General features: G+C 64.9%; 16 protein-coding genes and 1 tRNA gene. 6 read left to right on the top strand and 11 right to left on the bottom strand.

Annotated elements, in window-relative coordinates; genetic code table 11:
* Positions 1-51: 51 nt before the first annotated feature.
* Together LK542_RS10210 and LK542_RS10205 are read left to right on the top strand one after the other, a co-directional pair.
* Positions 52-4,224 (top strand): filamentous hemagglutinin N-terminal domain-containing protein, encoded by a 4,173-nt coding sequence (locus LK542_RS10210; RefSeq protein WP_227811822.1) that lies wholly within the window; start codon positions 52-54, stop codon positions 4,222-4,224.
* Complete coding sequence (locus LK542_RS10205) at positions 4,190-4,981, top strand: FecR domain-containing protein (protein WP_227811821.1); 792 nt, start codon at positions 4,190-4,192, stop codon at positions 4,979-4,981. The genes LK542_RS10210 and LK542_RS10205 overlap by 35 nt, the downstream gene beginning before the upstream one ends.
* 59 nt (positions 4,982-5,040) lie before the next feature.
* Here the strand turns inward: LK542_RS10205 and LK542_RS10200 are convergent, their stop codons facing one another.
* From LK542_RS10200 to LK542_RS10160, 9 genes are all read right to left on the bottom strand, one after another.
* Entirely contained in the window at positions 5,041-6,312 is a 1,272-nt protein-coding gene (locus LK542_RS10200) for an RNA polymerase sigma factor (RefSeq protein ID WP_227811820.1), read from the bottom strand.
* Positions 6,312-6,746 (bottom strand): VOC family protein, encoded by a 435-nt coding sequence (locus tag LK542_RS10195; protein ID WP_227799106.1) that lies wholly within the window; start codon positions 6,744-6,746, stop codon positions 6,312-6,314. Before LK542_RS10195 ends, LK542_RS10200 begins: the two co-directional genes overlap by 1 nt.
* Positions 6,747-6,760: 14 nt before the next feature.
* Entirely contained in the window at positions 6,761-7,129 is a 369-nt protein-coding gene (locus tag LK542_RS10190; RefSeq protein WP_227811819.1) for a YciI family protein, read from the bottom strand.
* Between the two features lie 111 nt (positions 7,130-7,240).
* A complete protein-coding gene (locus LK542_RS10185; RefSeq protein WP_227811818.1) occupies positions 7,241-7,597 on the bottom strand; it encodes a YciI family protein in 357 nt (118 codons plus the stop codon).
* 30 nt (positions 7,598-7,627) lie between these two features.
* A complete protein-coding gene (locus LK542_RS10180) occupies positions 7,628-8,434 on the bottom strand; it encodes a hypothetical protein (protein WP_227811817.1) in 807 nt (268 codons plus the stop codon).
* A 75-nt stretch (positions 8,435-8,509) separates the two neighbouring features.
* Positions 8,510-10,348, bottom strand: coding sequence for a PhoH family protein (locus LK542_RS10175; RefSeq protein WP_227811816.1), 1,839 nt, complete (start codon positions 10,346-10,348; stop codon positions 8,510-8,512).
* Positions 10,349-10,579: 231 nt separating this feature from the next.
* Entirely contained in the window at positions 10,580-11,071 is a 492-nt protein-coding gene (locus LK542_RS10170; RefSeq protein ID WP_227811968.1) for a peroxiredoxin, read from the bottom strand.
* Between the two features lie 228 nt (positions 11,072-11,299).
* Entirely contained in the window at positions 11,300-11,674 is a 375-nt protein-coding gene (locus tag LK542_RS10165; protein ID WP_227799100.1) for an SMR family transporter, read from the bottom strand.
* Positions 11,675-11,752: 78 nt separating this feature from the next.
* Positions 11,753-12,133 (bottom strand): Mth938-like domain-containing protein, encoded by a 381-nt coding sequence (locus LK542_RS10160; protein ID WP_227811815.1) that lies wholly within the window; start codon positions 12,131-12,133, stop codon positions 11,753-11,755.
* Positions 12,134-12,263: 130 nt separating this feature from the next.
* On the opposite strand from LK542_RS10160, the gene LK542_RS10155 reads away from it, so the two are divergent.
* Together LK542_RS10155 and LK542_RS10150 are read left to right on the top strand one after the other, a co-directional pair.
* Positions 12,264-13,490, top strand: a complete 1,227-nt coding sequence (locus tag LK542_RS10155) for a pyridoxal phosphate-dependent aminotransferase (protein ID WP_227811814.1) — start codon at positions 12,264-12,266, stop codon at positions 13,488-13,490.
* A gap of 23 nt (positions 13,491-13,513) precedes the next feature.
* Entirely contained in the window at positions 13,514-14,833 is a 1,320-nt protein-coding gene (locus LK542_RS10150; protein ID WP_227799097.1) for a homoserine dehydrogenase, read from the top strand.
* A gap of 80 nt (positions 14,834-14,913) precedes the next feature.
* Here the strand turns inward: LK542_RS10150 and LK542_RS10145 are convergent, their stop codons facing one another.
* The gene (locus tag LK542_RS10145; protein WP_227811813.1) at positions 14,914-15,096 is read right to left on the bottom strand and encodes a hypothetical protein; all 183 of its coding nucleotides are present in this window, start codon (positions 15,094-15,096) and stop codon (positions 14,914-14,916) included.
* 270 nt (positions 15,097-15,366) lie between these two features.
* Here LK542_RS10145 and LK542_RS10140 point away from each other — a divergent pair, with 270 nt between their 5' ends.
* Both LK542_RS10140 and LK542_RS10135 read left to right on the top strand, forming a co-directional pair.
* Complete coding sequence (locus LK542_RS10140) at positions 15,367-17,253, top strand: MFS transporter (protein WP_227799095.1); 1,887 nt, start codon at positions 15,367-15,369, stop codon at positions 17,251-17,253.
* Positions 17,254-17,398: 145 nt separating this feature from the next.
* On the top strand, positions 17,399-17,815 hold the full coding sequence (locus LK542_RS10135) for a hypothetical protein (protein ID WP_227799094.1): 417 nt from the start codon (positions 17,399-17,401) through the stop codon (positions 17,813-17,815).
* Positions 17,816-17,948: 133 nt separating this feature from the next.
* On the opposite strand, the gene LK542_RS10130 is transcribed toward LK542_RS10135, so the two are convergent.
* Positions 17,949-18,025: transfer RNA gene (locus LK542_RS10130), tRNA-Pro, on the bottom strand.
* Positions 18,026-18,129 lie beyond the last annotated feature (104 nt).

Here is an 18,129-nt window from a genome sequence, read left to right as displayed (position 1 = left end):
CTGTCTTCGACAATGCGCCTTGCCCTCGGGGTTTTGTTAGGCGCTCTTAGTGTGGCGCACGCCGCGCCGACGCTGCCGAAGGTGGTGGCCGGGCAGGCCAGCTTCTCTCAGGACGGCAACGTGTTCTCGATCACGAACACACCGGGCGCCATCATCAACTGGCAGAGCTTCTCGGTGAACGCCGGCGAGATCACCCGCTTCATCCAGCAAAGCAGCGACAGCGCGGTCCTGAACCGAGTCAATGGGCAGGACCCGAGCCGCATCCTCGGCGCGCTGCAGTCGAACGGCAAGGTCTTCCTGATCAACCCGAACGGCGTGGTCTTCGGCCAGAACGCGCGCGTGGACGTGAACGGCCTGGTGGCCTCGACGCTGAACATGAGCGACGCCGACTTCCTGGCCGGGAAAAAGAATTTCACGGCCGGCCCGGGCGGGAACAATGTGGCCGGCAGCGTGCGCAACGAAGGCATGATCACCACGCCAAGCGGCGGCAAGGTCTTCCTGGTGGCGCCGAACGTCGAGAACACCGGCATCATCTCGGCCCCGAACGGCCAGATGGTGCTGGCCGCCGGCCGCAGCGTGCAGCTGGTCGATTCCAGCAATCCCGACCTGACCGTGGTCGTGTCGGCGCCGGGCGACCAGGCCATCAACCTGGGCCAGGTCGTCGCCAGCGGCGGCCGCATCGGCATCTATGGCGCGCTGGTGAACCAGCGCGGCGTGGTCAATGCCAACAGCGCGGTGGTCGGCCAGGACGGCAAGATTATCCTCAAGGCCAGCAAGGAAGCCGTGCTCGAACAGGGCAGCGTCACCAGCGCGATCGGTGCCGGCACGGGCGGCGAAGTCCAGCTGCTGGGCGAGCGCGTGGCCATCGCCGGCAACGCGCAGGTGGACGCCAGCGGCGCCACCCAGGGCGGCACCGTCCTCGTGGGCGGCGACTACCAGGGCAAGAACCCGGCCCTGCCGAACGCGCAGCAGACTTCCTTCGGCAAGGATGCCGTGATCCGCGCCGACGCGACGCAAGCGGGCAAGGGCGGCAAGGTCGTGCTGTGGTCGGACGGCGCCACCACGGCGGCCGGCAGCATTTCGGCGCGCGGCGCCGGGGGCGGCAACGGCGGCCTGGTCGAAACCTCGGGCCGCCAGCTTGCCATCGACGGCATCCGCGTGGATGCGGGCGGCCAGCGTACCGGCACCTGGCTGATCGATCCGACCAACCTCGTCGTCGGCGCCAGCCTCAGCGAACCGGAACTGGATACCACCTACATCCGGGCGGACAGCCTGAAGGCGACCAATGCCGACATCGTTTTGCAGGCCACCGACAAGCTGGACTTTCGCGAAGACCTCGTCGTGGACCACAATGTGCGCGCCGAGGCAGGCAAGACGATGACGGTGGGCGCGGCGGTGAGCTCGAGCGGCGGCAGCATCGACCTGCGCGCGAAGGACAGCATCACGATCATGGCCGGCGGCTCGCTGGCCAGCCCCAACTACATCGACCTGAAGTCGAACCGCATGACGCTCGCCGGGCATATCGGCGGCGTGAACGACGTGCTGCCAGTGATATCGTTCAACCCCTTCGACAACGATCGCCCCATCTACCTGCGCGGCAGTGCGCCCACGTTCACGCTGGGCCTGGACCCGCAGCGCCTCGGCAGCTTCGGCGCCTACGAGATCAACATCGGCAGCAGCGCCCACAACGGCCTGATCAGCATCGACCAGGAACTGCGCATGGCCGGTAACCTGGTCATCGATACCAGGCACTCGATCAACATCAACGCACCGGTCACCCTGACCGGTTCGGACAGCCAGTTCATCGGCACGCTGCACGAGTCCTTCGGTTCCGCCGCAGCGGTCACCACCTCCGGCGTGCTCACCGCCAGCAAGATCAGCATCCTGGGCGCCGACCAGACCCAGATTTCGGGCCAGCTCAAGGGCGACGACATCGCCATCACCGCCGCCAGCGGCGGCATCCAGATTCGCCGCAACCCCTACGATACCGAGGGGACGTCGCTGAGCACCCGGATCGAAGCCGGCAACTCCCTGAGCCTGCGCGCCGAGGGTGAGCTTTACCAGGACAGCGGCACCCTGGTGAAAGCGCCATCCCTGGTGGTGGAAGGGAGCAGGGTCGAGATGCTGGCCGTGAACCAGGTCAGCACGCTGGCCGGCAGGGCCACCGGCGGCGACGAGGAACAAAAGGGCATGATCTTCCGCTGGAGCGGCGACCTGAAGGTCGGCACGGTCGGCGGCATCTCGGGCTTGCAGTCGGCATACGGTATGAACCTGAGGGGCGACGCCCTGCGCGCCGACCTCAACATCGAGGCTGGCAAGGACCTGGTAATCGATGCCGCGAGCATCTACGGCGCCGGCATGTACAAGGCCGAATCGATGGACCTGCGCTCGCGCGGCGGCATCGGTGAAACCACCAGTGCGCTGCGCACCAGCACCGGCCGGCTGAGCGCGGTGAACACCGCGAGCGGCCGCGCTCCGATCAACGTCCTCAACGACCGCATCCTGATCCTGGACGACGTGGTGCAGGCAGGCGAGGCCAATGCTGGTGCGATCGCGATCGAGACCACCGGCGGCCTGACCGTCGCGGCCACCCCGAGCGGCAAGCAGGGCGTGCGCACCGGCAGCGGCAACATCCGCCTGCACACCCATAGCCCGCTGACCATCGAAGGCAAGGTCAGCACCGAAAGCGGCAACGTGACCCTGATCGCGGCCGACGACGGCCCGTTGATCATCCGCGGCGCCGGCCTGGTGAAATCGACGTCGGGCAGCGTCAGCCTGACCGGCGGCACCGTCACCGCCCCCGACGGCAGTGTGCAGGTCGCCGACCCGGGCAAGCTGTCGATCACCAGGACCAAGCCGAACGAAGAGCCGAAGCCGGACCCAGAGCCGGATCCGAAACCGCCGCTCGACACCTGCCTGGCCAATCCGAATGCCCCGGGCTGTAACGGCGTGATCGAGCAGGCTGCGCGTGACTGCATCGGCACCCCCGAAACGCCGCAGTGCCGCGCCGTGCTGCCGCAGCCGCAGACTTGCCGCGACGACCCGACCAAACTCGGTTGCGGCGCGGTACTGGTGCGCGAATGTATCGTGAGCCCGAAAGCCTCGGGCTGCGAGGCGATCCTGCCGGCATGGGGCGTATGCGAAAAGACGCCGGGCACCTACGGCTGCGCACCGGTCATCGCCGAGCGCGAGGCCATTGCCCAATGCATCCGCAATCCGAAGGGCGAGGGCTGCGGCAGCACGCTGCCGGTCTGGAACGTGTGTGAAAAGGCGCCGGACACCTACGGCTGCGCGCCGGTCATCGCCGAACGCGAAGCCATCGCCCAATGCATCCGGACGCCGAAGGCCGAAGGCTGCGGCGCCACGCTGCCGGTATGGGGCGTGTGCGAGAAGTCGCCGGATACCTACGGCTGCGCGCCGGTCATCGCCGAACGCGAAGCCATCGCCGCCTGCATCAAGAACCCGGGCGCGAGCGGTTGCGGCGAGACCCTGCCGCCGCTGGATAGCTGCCGCAAGGACGGCAGCCTGTACGGCTGCGCGCCGGTGATCGAACGCGCCGAGTTCCTGGCTTGCGTGGCCAACCCGAGCGCCAGCGGCTGCGCGGCGCGCCTGCCGGAGCTCTCGGTCTGCAAAGTCACGCCGGGCAAGGAAGGTTGCGCAGCGGTGCTGAAAGTGACCTTCGATGCCTGCCTGGTCAAGCCGAGCGATCCGTCGTGCAGCGGCATCCTGCCGACCCTGTCGCAGTGCGTGAACGACAAGAGCACGGCCGGCTGCCAGGCAGTGTTGCCGACCCTGCAGCAGTGCATCGGCAGCCCGACCCTGCAGGGCTGCTCGGTGCAGCTGCCGAAGCTGGAACAGTGCGCGGTCAACCCGAACCTGGAAGGCTGCGTGGCGGTGCTGCCCAAGCCGGACTTCTGCAGCACCCATCCGACCGATCCGAAGTGCGCCGTGTTCAATCCGGCCCCGACCCAGGGCGGCGGCGAATCGAAGAAGCCGGTGGCCCAGGTCCAGCAGACCACCGTGGAGCTGCTCAATTCGCGTTCCCCGGCATCGCAGGCCAAGGCGCCGGCGGGATCGAGCGCCGCCGGCACGCCGGACGGCAGCAAGGGCGGCGAGGGCGGCGGCAAGCCATCCGAGCAGTCGGAGAATCAGGCCGGCCCGGCCGCAGGTACGAACACCGGAGTAAAGAATGAAAAGCCAGCCTCAAAAATGTATTGCAACTAATCCGGTGCAGCGGGCGCTGGGCGCGCTGCTGTTCGCGGCGCTGCTCACGGTCGGCAACGCGGCCTGGGCCGCGCAGGTCGCCGGCGTGGTGGCGCGCCTGAGCGGCCCGCTGATGGCGAAGAAGGCGGACGGCAGCGTCAAGGTACTGGCGCTCAAGTCCGAGATCGAAAGCGGCGACACCCTGGTGTCGGAAAAGAACACCTACGCCCAGATCAAGTTCATCGACAACAGCGAGATCACGCTGCGTCCCGGCACCACCTTCAAGGTCGAGAACTTCTCGTTCGACGAGGGCAAGCCGGACGCGGACAGCGCCAGCTACAGCCTGGTGAAGGGCGGCCTGCGCTCGATCACCGGCCTGATGGGCAAGCGCAACAAGGAGAAGTTCTCGCTGAAGACCCCGAACGCGACCATCGGCATCCGCGGCACCACCTTCGTGGTGCAGTACGTGGCGCCGGCCGCGCAGGAAGCCGCGCCGAAGCTGCCGGCATCCGGCGCGCCGCCGGCGCTGCCCCCTGGCCTGCACCTGTCGGTGACCGACGGCGCCATCATCGTGACCAACAACGGCGGCGCGCTCGGCTTCCAGGCCGGCCAGTTCGGCTACGTGCCGAACGCGAATCAGGCGCCGGTGATCGTACCGCCCAACACCAACCTGCAGTTCGTGCCGCCGCCCTCGTTCGACGCGGGCGCCGGCGGGCCGCTGGCCGGCAACGGGCCTGCTGCAGGCCAGGAACAGGGCGCCGACTGCATCGTGCGCTGAAGCTCAGCGCTGCAATTCAACAAGCCCCGTGCGCCACCGGCCACGGGGCTTTTTTACTATCAGGAGCGCTGGGCGCGGGCGCGCGCCAGCAGCAGTTCGCGTTCGCGGCCGTTGGCCGTCATGGCGGCGGCGCGTTCGAATTCGGCGCGCGCTTCCTCGACGCGGCCCAGCTTGGACAGCAGGTCGGCGCGCACGCTCGGCAGCCAATGGTAGCCGTCCAGCTTGCCCTCCAGCGCCAGCGCGTCGGCCAGCGCCAGGCCGGCGGCGGGGCCGTCGGCCATCCCGACCGCCACCGCGCGGTTGAGTTCGACCACAGGCGAGGGCTGGACTTGCGCCAGTTCGCCGTACAGCGCGGCGATGGCGTGCCAGTCGGTGCTGTCCGCCACATGGGCGCGCGCATGGCAGGCCGCGATCTCGGCCTGCAGCACGTAGGGCTCGCGCGGCTGCTGCAAACGCGCCGCGCGTTCCAAAGCCGCCAGGCCGCGCCGGAGCAGCACGCCGTCCCAGCGCGAGCGGTCCTGGTCGAGCAGCAGCACCGGGCGCCCCTCGGCATCCAGGCGCGCACCCATGCGCGAGGCCTGCAGTTCCATCAGCGCCACCAGGCCGTGGGCTTCCGGTTCACTCGGGGCCAGTTCGGCCAGCATGCGCCCGAGGCGCAGCGCTTCGTCCGCCAGGGCGGGGCGCATCCAGTCTTCGCCCGCAGTGGCGGTATAGCCTTCGTTGAAGATCAGGTAGACCGCTTCCAGCACCGCGCCCAGGCGCTCGCCCAGTTCCTGGGGCGGCGGCAGTTCGAAGGGCACACCGGCCTCGCCCAGGGTGCGCTTGGCGCGCACGATGCGCTGGGCCATGGTGGCCTCGGGCACCAGGAAGGCGCGCGCGATCTCCTGGGTCGACAGGCCGCCCAGCAGCTTGAGCGTGAGCGCCAGGCGCGCATCGAGCGAGAGCACCGGATGGCAGGCGGTGAACATCAGGCGCAGCAGGTCGTCGCCAATGACGTCGTTGCGCGCGGCGTCCAGGCCATCGACGAAATCGGGCACGATCAGAGCCTCCTGGGCTTCGAGGTCGAGCCCGATCTGCTCCAGCTTCTGCTGGAGCACGCGGTCGCGCCGCAGGCGGTCGAGCGCGGCATGCTTGGCGGTGGTCGTCAGCCAGGCGCCGGGCTTGTCCGGGATGCCCTGTTGCGGCCAATGCTCGAGGGCCGACACCAGCGCGTCCTGGGCCAGTTCCTCGGCCAGGCCGACGTCGCGCACCATGCGCGCGACGACCGCCACGATCTTGGCCGATTCGATGCGCCAGACCGCGGCGATGCTGCGTTCGACCTCGGCGTTCATCAAATGGCGACGTCCGCGTCCGCGGCGTCGAGCGCCTGTTCCGGCATGCCCTCCATGTACGCCAGCTCCCACATGTGGCCGTCGAGGTCTTCGAAGCCGTGCTGGTACATGAAGCCATGGTCCTTGGGCGCATTCGGCCAGTTGCCGCCGGCGGCCCTGGCCTTGGCGGCCATGTCGTCGACCGCGGCGCGGCTGTCGCAGGACAGGCACAGCAGCACCTCGGTGCTCTTGCGCGCGTCCGAGATCGCCTTCGGCGTGAAGCCCTTGAAGAAAGTTTCGGTCAGCAGCATGACGTAGATGTCTTCGCTGATGACCATGCAGGCGGCGTCCTGGTTAGTGAACTGCGGGTTGAAGCCGAAGCCGAGCGCACTGAAGAAAGCCTTGCTGCGCTCGAGGTCCTTGACCGGAAGGTTCACGTAGATCTGCTTGTTCATGGCGGTCTCCTTGTTCAGCAGGGCAGGTCGCCCGGTTCGTACAGCTGGCGTACTTCGATCTCGGCGTTGGCGAATTCACCGTGCGGGGCGGGGAAGCGGCGCGACCACTCCATCGCTTCCTCGCGCGAACGCACCTGGATCAGGGTATAGCCGGCGATCAGCTCCTTGGTTTCGGCGAAGGGCCCGTCGGTGCTGCTGCGGCGGCCTTCCTGGTAGCGGATGCGCCAGCCGTCGCGGCTGGGACGCAGGCCGTTGGCATCTAACAGGACGCCGGCCCGGGCCAGCTCCTGGTGGTACTCGGCCATCGCGGCGAACAGCGGTTCGCCGGGGAAGATGCCGGCCTCCGTGTCGGCGGTGGCCTTGACGATGATCATGAAGCGCATGTCGGTCTCCTGGTGGTCTGGATGAAAGCGTGTTGGCTGCTTTCATCCCTACGACGAAGAGGAAGGACAGGATTCGACATCGCTGCCGGACTTATTTTCCGGCCGTCCGCCTTACTGCTCGTAGCACGGGGCCAGGGCGCGCACTTCCACCGTCGCCCACTCGGCCGCCGGGCACTGCTGGGCCAGTGCGATCGCTTCCTCGCGCGTGTCGACGTTCACCAGGAAGAAGCCGCCCACCATTTCCTTGGCCTCGGCAAACGGACCGTCGACGATCCGCGCCTTGCCCGCGGGGACCGTGACGCGCACCGCCTTGTCCTGGTTGGCCAGCGATTCCGCTGCCAGCAGCAGGCCGCGGCTGCGCAGGTCGTCGCGCCAGCGCAGCATGCGCTCATAGGTGGCACGGCCTTCAAGCTCGTTGCGGGTGGCGCGCTGGCCGATGGGTTCGTGGATCAACAGCATGTGCGGCATCGGAATCCCTCCTCGGTGGATTGAACCCGGCTATTCTAAGCTGGCTGCCGACGGCTGGCACGCTGCGGCGCGCAAAGTTTTTTCATTGTGTCGTTGGACCAGCCAGCGCACGCCCAGTTGCACGGCCAGCGCGGCCATGGTGGCCGCCAGGAAGGACAGGCCGATGCCCTGCGCGCGCAGCAGCAGGGACAGCACCACGCAGAATACGGCGAAGGCATAGTAGCCATTCACCATGCCGCGCAGCAGCGCCACTGCGAAGCCGGGACCGCTCGAGCGGTGCGAGAAGCCGACCAGCACCGTGCTCATCACGGGGAACATGGCGAACAGGCCGCTCAGGCGCGGCCCCAGGCTGGATGCCGCATAGGTCACGCTCAGGGACAGCAGGGCGCCGGCCAGCATGCGCCAGGGCAGGTCGTTGGCAGGCTTGCCGCTCCCTGCCTGCCCTGGTGCCGGCCCAAAGAGGCGTGGCGCCACCAGCAGCGCGCCCACCACGGCGATGAAACCGGCCCACAGCGGCAGGGACAGGCTTTTCAGGACCAGCACCGCCAGCGCGTAGGCCAGCAGGGCGGCCGTCATCGCGCGCGGCATGCCGAGATGGGCGCAGCGCGCATAGGCGATGCTGAAGACGAGGATGGCCAGTACGGCCAGCAGCGTGTTGGCGCTGGCCGCGGCGGCAAAGGCGGGGCCCTGTTCCAGTGCGATCACCAGCAGGATCGGCCCGGCGACGATGGGAAAGGCGGACAGCCAGCCGGCCACCAGCGGTCCCCAGCGGCGGCCTGCCAGGGTGACGAGGGCGATCAGGGAAGGGACGAGCAGCAGTTTGAGTAAGAAGATCATGCGTGACGAATACAGGGCTCAAATGAAAAACGCCCGCTTTTGCAAGCGAGCGTTTTGGGTGGGGACGAAACAGGCTTACAGCACGTCGCTGGCGTGGTCCGCCAGGCGCGAGCGTTCGCCGCGCGCCAGGGTGACGTGGCCGCTGTGGCTCCAGCCCTTGAAGCGGTCGACCACATAGGTCAGGCCGCTCGAACCTTCGGTCAGATACGGCGTGTCGATCTGGGCGATGTTGCCGAGGCACAGGATCTTGGTGCCCGGGCCGGCGCGCGTGACCAGGGTCTTCATCTGCTTCGGCGTCAGGTTCTGCGCCTCGTCGATGATGAGGAACTTGTTCACGAACGTACGGCCACGCATGAAGTTCAGGGACTTGATCTTGATGCGCGAGCGGATCAGGTCCTGGGTCGCAGCGCGGCCCCAGTCGCCGCCGTCGCTGTCTGACTTCATCAGCACTTCCAGGTTGTCGTCGAACGCTCCCATCCACGGCGACATCTTCTCTTCCTCGGTGCCCGGCAGGAAGCCGATGTCTTCGCCGACCGGCACGGTGACACGGGTGACGATGATCTCGTTGTACTGCTTGGTTTCCAGCACCTGCGCCAGGCCAGCGGCCAGCGCCAGCAGGGTTTTACCGGTACCGGCCTGGCCGAGCAGGGTGACGAAGTCGCACTCCGGATTCATCAGGAGGTTGAGCGCGAAGTTCTGCTCGCGGTTGCGCGCCGTGATGCCCCACACATTGTTCTTGTTGTGGCTGTAGTCGCGCAGGGTCTGGAACACGGCCGTCTTGCCGTTGATCTGTTTCACCTGACCATAGAAGGGCGCTTCGCCATTCTGCGGCTCGATGAACACGAACTGGTTCACCAGGAGGGTCGGAATCACGGGGCCGGTCACGCGGTAGTAGGTGGCCGAGCTGCCGTTCTTGTTCTCCTGCCAGGACTCCATGTCCTTGCCATGCTTGTTCCAGAAATCATCCGGCAGCTGGACGATGCCCGAGTACAGCAGGTCGGTGTCTTCCAGCACATGGTCGTTGAAGTAATCCTCGGCCGGCAGGCCCAGCGCACGCGCCTTGATGCGCATGTTGATGTCTTTCGACACCAGCACGATGGCGCGGCCCGCCATCTTGTCTTCCAGCGCGCGCACCACGCCCAGGATCTGGTTGTCGGCCTTGCCCTCGGGCAGGCCTTCGGGCAGCGGGGCGGAATCCAGGTTGGTCTGGAAGTAGAGGCGGCCGCGTGCATCCTTGTTGCCCAGCTTGGCCAGCGGGATGCCGGCTTCGATCGCATCGTCGTCGACGTTGGCGATCAGGGCGTCGAGGGTGCGCGCCACCTGGCGGGCATTGCGCGCGACTTCCGACATGCCCTTCTTGTGGTTGTCGAGCTCCTCCAGGGTCATCATCGGCAGGTAGACGTCGTGTTCCTCGAAGCGGAACAGCGAGGTCGGGTCGTGCATCAGCACGTTGGTGTCGAGCACGAAGACCTTGCCGGCGCCGGCCTTGTCGGCCTTGCGGCTGGTGGAGGACTTGACGGTGACTTCGACCGGCTTGTGCTTGACCGGATGCGGCTGGTCGGCATCGGTCTCGCGCAGGCGCGCGCCGACGCCGTCCTTCGACTTGCGGGCCGGACCTTTCGCCAGCGGCGCTTCGCCCGTTGGCGCTTCGGCGGCCGGGGCGTTGACGGCATTCACCGGTGCGGTGCCGGTCACGCCGGCGGCGACGGCGTCGTTCGCGGCCGGGGCGGTCTTGGCCTTGCGCGCCTTGCTCGCCTTCGGCGTGGGCACGGCCTGGCCGCTGATCAGTTCTTCGAGGTCGGCGTCGGCCTTGGCGGACACGGGACGCACGGGCGACTTGCCCGGTTCGGCTTTCGGGTAATCTTTGGCCAGCAGCATGGTCGCTGGCTTGCTAGGCATTTTTGGCAGTGGCATCAGGTTCTCGATTCGAAAAAGTTCTTGGATGGACGCGCGGGCGCAGCACGGGGCGCGCCGCTGCACGGAAACGATGCTACTTGAGGGTGGTGCTGCGGGTTGAGCTGCAGCCGGAGGATGCCGGTCCGGCGGCAGTCGGGAGAGTGATGCTGATGAGATGCTCTGTGACTCAAAATAGGTGGCAATGTCCAGCAAAGTTACAGGAACTGGGTTGCTGGAGCCATCCGTTATTCAGGGCTGGCTCTTCAGAAATTCCAGCACTTCAGCCACGTGGTCGTTGACTTTCACGCCACGCCATTCTTTCACCAATCGGCCGTTAGCGTCAATGATAAACGTACTGCGCTCAACGCCGCGCACTTGTTTGCCATACATGTTTTTCATCTTCATGACAGCGAACTGGTTGCACACCGCTTCCTCGGGATCGGAAATCAGTTCGAAGGGCAGGCCGAGCTTGCCCTTGAAGTTCTCGTGCGAGCGCAGCGAGTCGCGGCTGATGCCATAGATTTCGGCGCCGGCGGCCTGGATTTCCGGATAGGCCTCGCGGAAGGCGATGCTTTCGGTGGTGCAGCCCGGCGTGTTGTCCTTCGGGTAGAAGTACAGCACGGTGTACTTCGCGGGACGGCCGGCCAGCTCGAAGGTCTGGCCGCTGGTCATGGGCGCGGAAAAATTCTCGACGGTTGCTGCAGTTGGGCTCTCGGCCACGGGATTCTCCTGGCGTGTCATGGCGGCGTTCACTACCGGTCCCGGCGAAGCAGGAGCGGATACCAGAATGATAATCGGGGCCGCCTTCTCTCGCCAGTCCTGTATGGATGGGTTCTGGAACGCGATATGGGTCGGCTATGCCATTTTTTCAAGATGCCAAGATGAAATTATTGTCGGCATTTTTTACAACATGGTGCCCTGGCTGGCTTAACTGCTTGTTTGGCAACGATGTTTTCCTGGCGCCGCCGCCTAACTGCGGGCCAGCAGGACCACGCCCAGCACGATAACGCCGAGCGCGAGCATGCGTTGCGGTGAAATGACTTCCCCCAGGAACATCCAGGCGCCGATGGCGCCGATTACGTAGCCCAGCGAGAGCATCGGGTAGGCGACGGTGACGTCAGTGCGCGAGAGTCCCAAAATCCAGACCACCAGCGAGATGCCGTAGCACAGCATGCCCAGCACGATCGGCCATTGGGTCGCGACCTTCAGTCCTGTGACGAACCAGTTGTCGCGGGTGAGGTGGATGGCGCCGCCGAGGGCGTTGGTGCCGGCCTTGAGCAGGAGCTGGGCGGCCGCGTTCAGGATGACGCCGGTGATGATGAAGGCAAAAGCCGATGGATTCATGTCGTGATTAGTATGGGCTGGCCGGGCGCAAGCGGGCCCGCCGCCGCCTGGGCGGAAAGGCCGGGCCGCCCGAAAAACTCAGGCCGCGGGTGGAATGATCAGGGCCAGCGTGACCTTGCGGCCTTCGCCCATCAGCACGTTATAGGTACGGCAGGCGGCCTGGCTGTCCATGCTTTCCACGCCCACGTGCATCGCGGACAGGCTGGCGACCAGCTTCGGATGGACGAAGCGCTGGCGTTCGCCGGTGCCGAGCACCACGACGTCCGGCGCATCCTTTGCGATTTCCTCGAAGTGGGCGGCGCTCAGGTCTTCGAAACGCGCCACATTCCACGGACGCGGCAGCATTTCCGGCATCACGGTCAGGCTGTAGTTGAAGCGTTGGGCGTTGATCTCGACCCCGCTGGCGTCGTAGCCGGTGACGGTCTGGTACTGCTGGGTATTGTCGGAATGGAGCTTCATCGTATCGCGCATTTGCATTGAGATGGAAGCGGCCATTGTAACCGCGAGAGGCGAGGTTGCTTAAATTGGGCGCTTTCGGCAGAATGGTATTTTTCGCACTGCAACATAGCGCCACAGAACAGGGGACCCCTTGCGACCGATCCTGAAATCGAACAAGCTGGACGACGTCTGCTATGAAATCCGTGGCCCGGCCCTGGAAAAGGCCCGGCAGATGGAAGACGACGGCCAGAAGATCATCAAGCTGAACATCGGCAACCTGGCCGTGTTCGGTTTCGATCCGCCCGACGAGATCGTGCACGACATGATCCGCAACATGCACGGCGCGGCCGGCTATACCGACTCGAAAGGCATGTTTGCGCCGCGCAAGGCGGTCATGCACTACACCCAGGGCAAGAACATCGCCGGCGTCGGCATCGACGACATCTATCTGGGTAATGGCGCGTCGGAACTGATCGTCATGGCGATGCAGGGCCTGCTGAACAACGGCGACGAAGTACTGGTGCCGGCGCCGGACTACCCGCTGTGGACCGCGGCGGTGAGCCTGGCCGGCGGCAACCCGGTGCACTACGTGTGCGACGAGCAGAGCGGCTGGCTGCCGGACATCGAGGACATGCGCAAGAAGATCACGCCGAACACGCGCGCGATCGTCGTCATCAACCCGAATAACCCGACCGGCGCCCTGTACCACCGCGAGGTGCTGCTCGAGATCGTCGAACTGGCGCGCCAGCACGGCCTGATCATCTACGCCGACGAGATCTACGACAAGACCCTGTACGACGGCGAAGAGCACGTCTCGATCGCCTCGCTGGCCGACGACGTCTTGTTTCTTACCTTGAACGGCCTGTCGAAGAACTACCGCTCCTGCGGCTACCGCGCCGGCTGGATGGTGGTGTCGGGCGAAAAGCGCCACGCGAAGGGCTATATCGAGGGCCTGAACATGCTGGCGTCGATGCGCCTGTGCGCCAATGCGCCGGGTCAGTATGCGATCCAGACCGCGCTGGGCGGCTACCAGAGCATCGCCGACCTGGTCGGCCCCGGTGGACGCCTCCTGAAACAGCGCGACCTCGCGCACAAGCTGCTCACCGATATTCCGGGCGTGTCCTGCGTCAAGCCAAAAGCGGCGCTGTACATGTTCCCCCGCCTCGATCCGAAGATGTACCCGATCACGGACGACCAGCAGTTCATCTGCGAACTGCTGTCCGAGGAAAAAGTGCTGCTGGTGCAAGGCACCGGCTTCAACTGGATCGCACCGGACCATTTCCGGCTGGTGTTCCTGCCTAATTCCGACGACCTGACGGATGCCTGCGACCGCATCGCGCGCTTCCTGGACGGTTACCGGCGACGCCACGCGCGTTAAGCCGATTAACGAAAATCGAGATCATGAAACCCATCAAAGTAGGCCTCCTGGGCATCGGCACCGTCGGCGCCGGCACCTTCAACGTTCTTCAACGCAACCAGGAGGATATCCGCCGCCGCGCCGGCCGCGGTATCGAGATTACGATGGTGGCGGCGCGCAACCTCGACAAGGCGCGCGGGATCGTCGGCGCCGGCGTGGAAGTCGTGGGCGACCCGTTCCTGGTCGTGAACAATCCGGACATCGACATCGTCGTCGAACTGATCGGCGGCTACGAGCTGCCGCGCGAGCTGGTGCTGAAGGCAATCGCCAACGGCAAGCACGTGGTCACCGCCAACAAGGCGCTGCTGGCGCTGCACGGCAACGAGATCTTTGCTGCCGCCCAGGAAAAGGGCGTGACGGTCGCATTTGAAGCGGCCGTGGCAGGCGGGGTGCCGATCATCAAGGCGCTGCGCGAGGGCCTGACCGCAAACCGTATCGAATCGGTGGCTGGCATCATCAATGGCACCACGAACTTCATCCTGTCGGAAATGCGCGAGAAGGGCCTGGACTTTGCTACCGTGCTGAAACAGGCGCAGGAGCTGGGCTATGCCGAAGCCGACCCGACCTTCGACATCGAAGGCGTGGATGCGGCCCATAAGCTCACCATCATGTCGGCGATTGCCTTCGGCATCCCGGTGCAGTTCGACAAGGCGTATATCGAGGGCATCAGCCAGCTGCAGGCGCGCGACATCCGCTACGCCGAGCAATTGGGCTACCGCATCAAGCTGCTGGGCATCACGCGCCGCACCCGTACCGAGAGCGGCGAGGGCATCGAGCTGCGCGTGCACCCGACCCTGATACCGGCGGCGCGCCTGATCGCCAACGTGGAAGGCGCGATGAACGCGGTGCTGGTGCAGGCTGACGCCGTCGGCGCATCGCTTTACTACGGCAAGGGCGCCGGTTCCGAACCGACCGCCTCGGCGGTGATCGCCGACCTGGTCGATGTGACCCGCCTGGCGACCGTCGACCCCTACTGCCGCGTGCCGCACCTGGCCTTCCAGCCGAACGAGATGACCGACGTCGCCATCATGCCGATGGCCGAGATCACCACCAGCTACTACCTGCGCGTCTATGTAAAGGACCAGCTCGGCGTGATGGCCGACCTGACCCGCATCCTGGCCGACGCCGGCATCTCGATCGACGCGGTGCTGCAAAAGGAGCCGGGCGACCAGGTCAACCTCGACATCATCCTGCTCACCCACCAGACCCGCGAGAAGAACATCATCGCGGCGATCGAGAAGATCGAGAATCTGCCGGCGGTGATCAGCAAGGTCACCCGCATCCGCCTCGAAACCCTGAGCTGAGCGGACCGCCAGTAGGGCGGAAACATGATTCGGATTTTGCGGCATGGTCCGCAAATCCGAATCATTTTTTTATGGGCGTCTCATGTTTGCGGGAGGCCGAGCGGCTGCGGCATCGGCACCGCACCGGCCTCGTGCATGCTGCTGGGTAGATGCTCGTCTTCGTCGATGAAGGCACAGGACAGGGCCAGCATGTCCTGTTCGATGTGGTCGAACAGCGAGGTGGTCACGCTGGCGTAGCGAAGGAGAAAGTCGGTAGAAGTCATCCGCGGATTCTACCCGCGCTGCGCTGCACAATCCTGCAGTATGCACACTCGATTGAGCCGTTTCAATCAAGTTTATCAATGCCCCCGCTTGACGCCGCGCGCCGCTTGAACGCTTCGGCGGTCTATGCTTTTTACCCATCCGGTATCGCCAGCCGAGACTTTGCGTATTAGTATCAATAGCTGAATGATGTGAATGAGCAATAGTCTTTGTATGGCTAGCGCGTCCTGATGTAGATTACGAATCTTGATTACCAGCCAACACGCAGCCCCATGAGCCAACCGAGCCAGTTTTCCCTGCTGACGCAACGCCGTTTCGGCCCCTTTTTCTGGACCCAGTTCTTCGGCGCCTTCAACGACAACCTGTTCAAGACCGCCTTGCTGGTGGCGCTGACCTTCGACACCGCCAACTGGACCACCGCCGACCCCGGCATGCTGAACAACCTGATCGCCGGCCTGTTCATCCTGCCCTTCGTGCTGTTCTCGGCAACCGCCGGCCAGGTCGCCGACAAGTTCGACAAGGCGCGCATGGCAAGGTTCGTCAAACTGCTCGAGATCGCCATCATGCTGGTGGCCGGCATCGGCTGGCTGACACACACGCTGTGGGTCCTGATCGCCGCCGTGGTCGGCATGGGCCTGCATTCGACCCTGTTCGGGCCGGTCAAGTACGCCTACCTGCCGCAGCACCTGAAATCGGAAGAGCTGGTCGGCGGCAATGGCGTGATCGAGATGGGCACCTTTGTCGGCATCCTGCTGGGCGAGGTCGCCGGGACGCTGCTGGTCGGCGTCAAACCCTGGGGCATCGAGCTGGTGGCCGGCGGCACGCTGCTGTGCGCAGTGCTGGGTCTGCTGGCCAGCTGGCGCATTCCTCCATCGCCGGCGCCGGCGCCTGAACTGAAGATCAGCCGCAATCCGTTTGCCGAATCGATCCGCAACCTCAAATTCTCGAGCCAGAACCGCACCGTGTTCCTCTCGATGCTGGGCAATTCCTGGTTCTGGTTCTACGGCGCCCTGGTGCTGTCGCAGTTCCCGCTCTACGCCAAGGATTACCTGCACGGCGACCACAGCGTGATCATGCTGCTGCTGACCGTGTTCTCGCTCGGCATCGGCGCCGGCTCGCTGCTGTGCGAAAAGCTCTCCGGCCACAAGGTCGAGATCGGCCTCGTGCCTTTCGGCTCGATCGGCCTGTCGGTGTTCGGCATCGACCTGTATTTCGCCAGCGTGGCCTACACCAATACGGCGGCCGTGGATGCCATTGCACTGCTGAGCCTGCCGGGCGCGTGGCGCATCATGCTGGACCTGGTACTGATCGGCGTGTTCGGCGGCCTGTTCATCGTGCCGCTGTTCGCCCTGATCCAGACCCGCTGCGACCAGAAGCACGTCTCGCGCACCATCGCCGGCATGAACATCCTGAATGCCTTGTTCATGGTGGCCGCGGCCGGCGTGGCGATCGTGCTGCTGGGGCAGGGCTTCACGATTCCCGAGATGTTCCTGGTGACCGCGCTGCTGAACGCCTGCGTGGCCGTGTACATTTTCTCGCTGGTGCCGGAATTCCTGATGCGCTTCCTGGCCTGGATGTTGATCCACACCGGCTACCGCGTGCGCACCATCGATGCCGACCGCATTCCCGACGAGGGCCCGGCAGTCCTGGTCTGCAACCACGTGAGCTATGTCGACGCGCTCGTGATCGGCGCCGCCAGCCCGCGCCCGATTCGCTTCGTGATGGACCACCGCATCTTCAGGACGCCCTTCCTGCGCTGGATCTTCCGCGCGGCCAAGGCGATCCCGATCGCGCCGGCCAAGGAAGATCCGTTCATGATGGAGCGCGCTTTCGTGGACATCGCGGAAGCGCTGCATCAGGGGGAACTGGTCTGTATTTTCCCCGAAGGCAAACTGACCAAGACCGGCGAGATCAGCGAGTTCCGCAGCGGGATCGCCAAGATTGTCGAGCGCAGCAAGGTGCCGGTGATTCCAATGGCGCTGCGCGGGCTGTGGGGCAGCGTGTTCACGCGCGATCCGTCGAACGTGTTCGAGCGCTCGTTTGCGCGCGGGATCCGGTCGAAGCTGGCGCTGGCGGTGGGGCAGCCGGTGGCGCCGGAGGCGGCGTCGCCGGAGTATTTGCAGCAGCAGGTGTTGGCGCTGCGGGGGGATTGGAAATAGGTGTTGTATCGCCAGGTAGCCAGCTTACATCGTGAGCGGATGATTAGTATCTTCTGTTTTCGGCTACCAGCAAACGGCGAGGCCAAGTGATCGGTATCGCTTGTCCTGTGGTGTTGGATTCATTCGGTTGAATGCCGGAGGTTCTATGAAAAAAATACTTGGATTCCTTTTGTTTGCGTTCGCAGGCACTGTGTTCGGTTCCGATGGGATAACCCTGCCCGCACAGGGCCATACTTCTGCCGAAAGCATTCGAAAGGTAGAGTCGCAGCTGCTCGGATCGAAGCGATTTCAAAGAAGCAGCGATACGAACGGGCACGCTTATTCACTCATCAGTCCTTCTGCAGATTCGTTCATCTACTTTTTTACTACGCCAGCCGAACGGGCACATCCTGCGATGGTAAAGGTGACCATCCATCCGATGGTCGATCCCCGGCAGCCCAAGGAAAACGACATCGAGACCTTTGGCGCGTACGCGGGAAAAGAAGAAGATTTCCGTGCCTGGAGTTACCGGATCGGGCGTGAGCTTGGCCGAGGTTTCGGCGATGCCGTCTTCAAGAAATGATTTGCGGTAGGTAGTCGAACGTGCAGCGGAGATGTACCTCGACCTTCGACGTCATTCCTGCAGCCAGAAGCATTCAGGCCCGCCCCAAACGAAAAAGGCCAACCGGTTGGCTGGCCTAACTCATTGATTTTGTTGGTCGGGGCGAGAGGATTCGAACCTCCGACCCCCTGCACCCCATGCAGGTACGCTACCAGGCTGCGCTACGCCCCGACGAACTCTGAAATTATATCAGAGCTCGTCCAAAAACTTGAGTTTTTGTAATAGGCAAGCGCGCAGATTTTTGTGCTTGCGCAGGTGCGAACATCGTCAATATC

This window comes from Massilia sp. IC2-477, from assembly GCF_020707265.1.
GTDB lineage: Bacteria > Pseudomonadota > Gammaproteobacteria > Burkholderiales > Burkholderiaceae_D > Telluria.
This window is presented reverse-complemented; position numbering and strand designations above follow the sequence as displayed.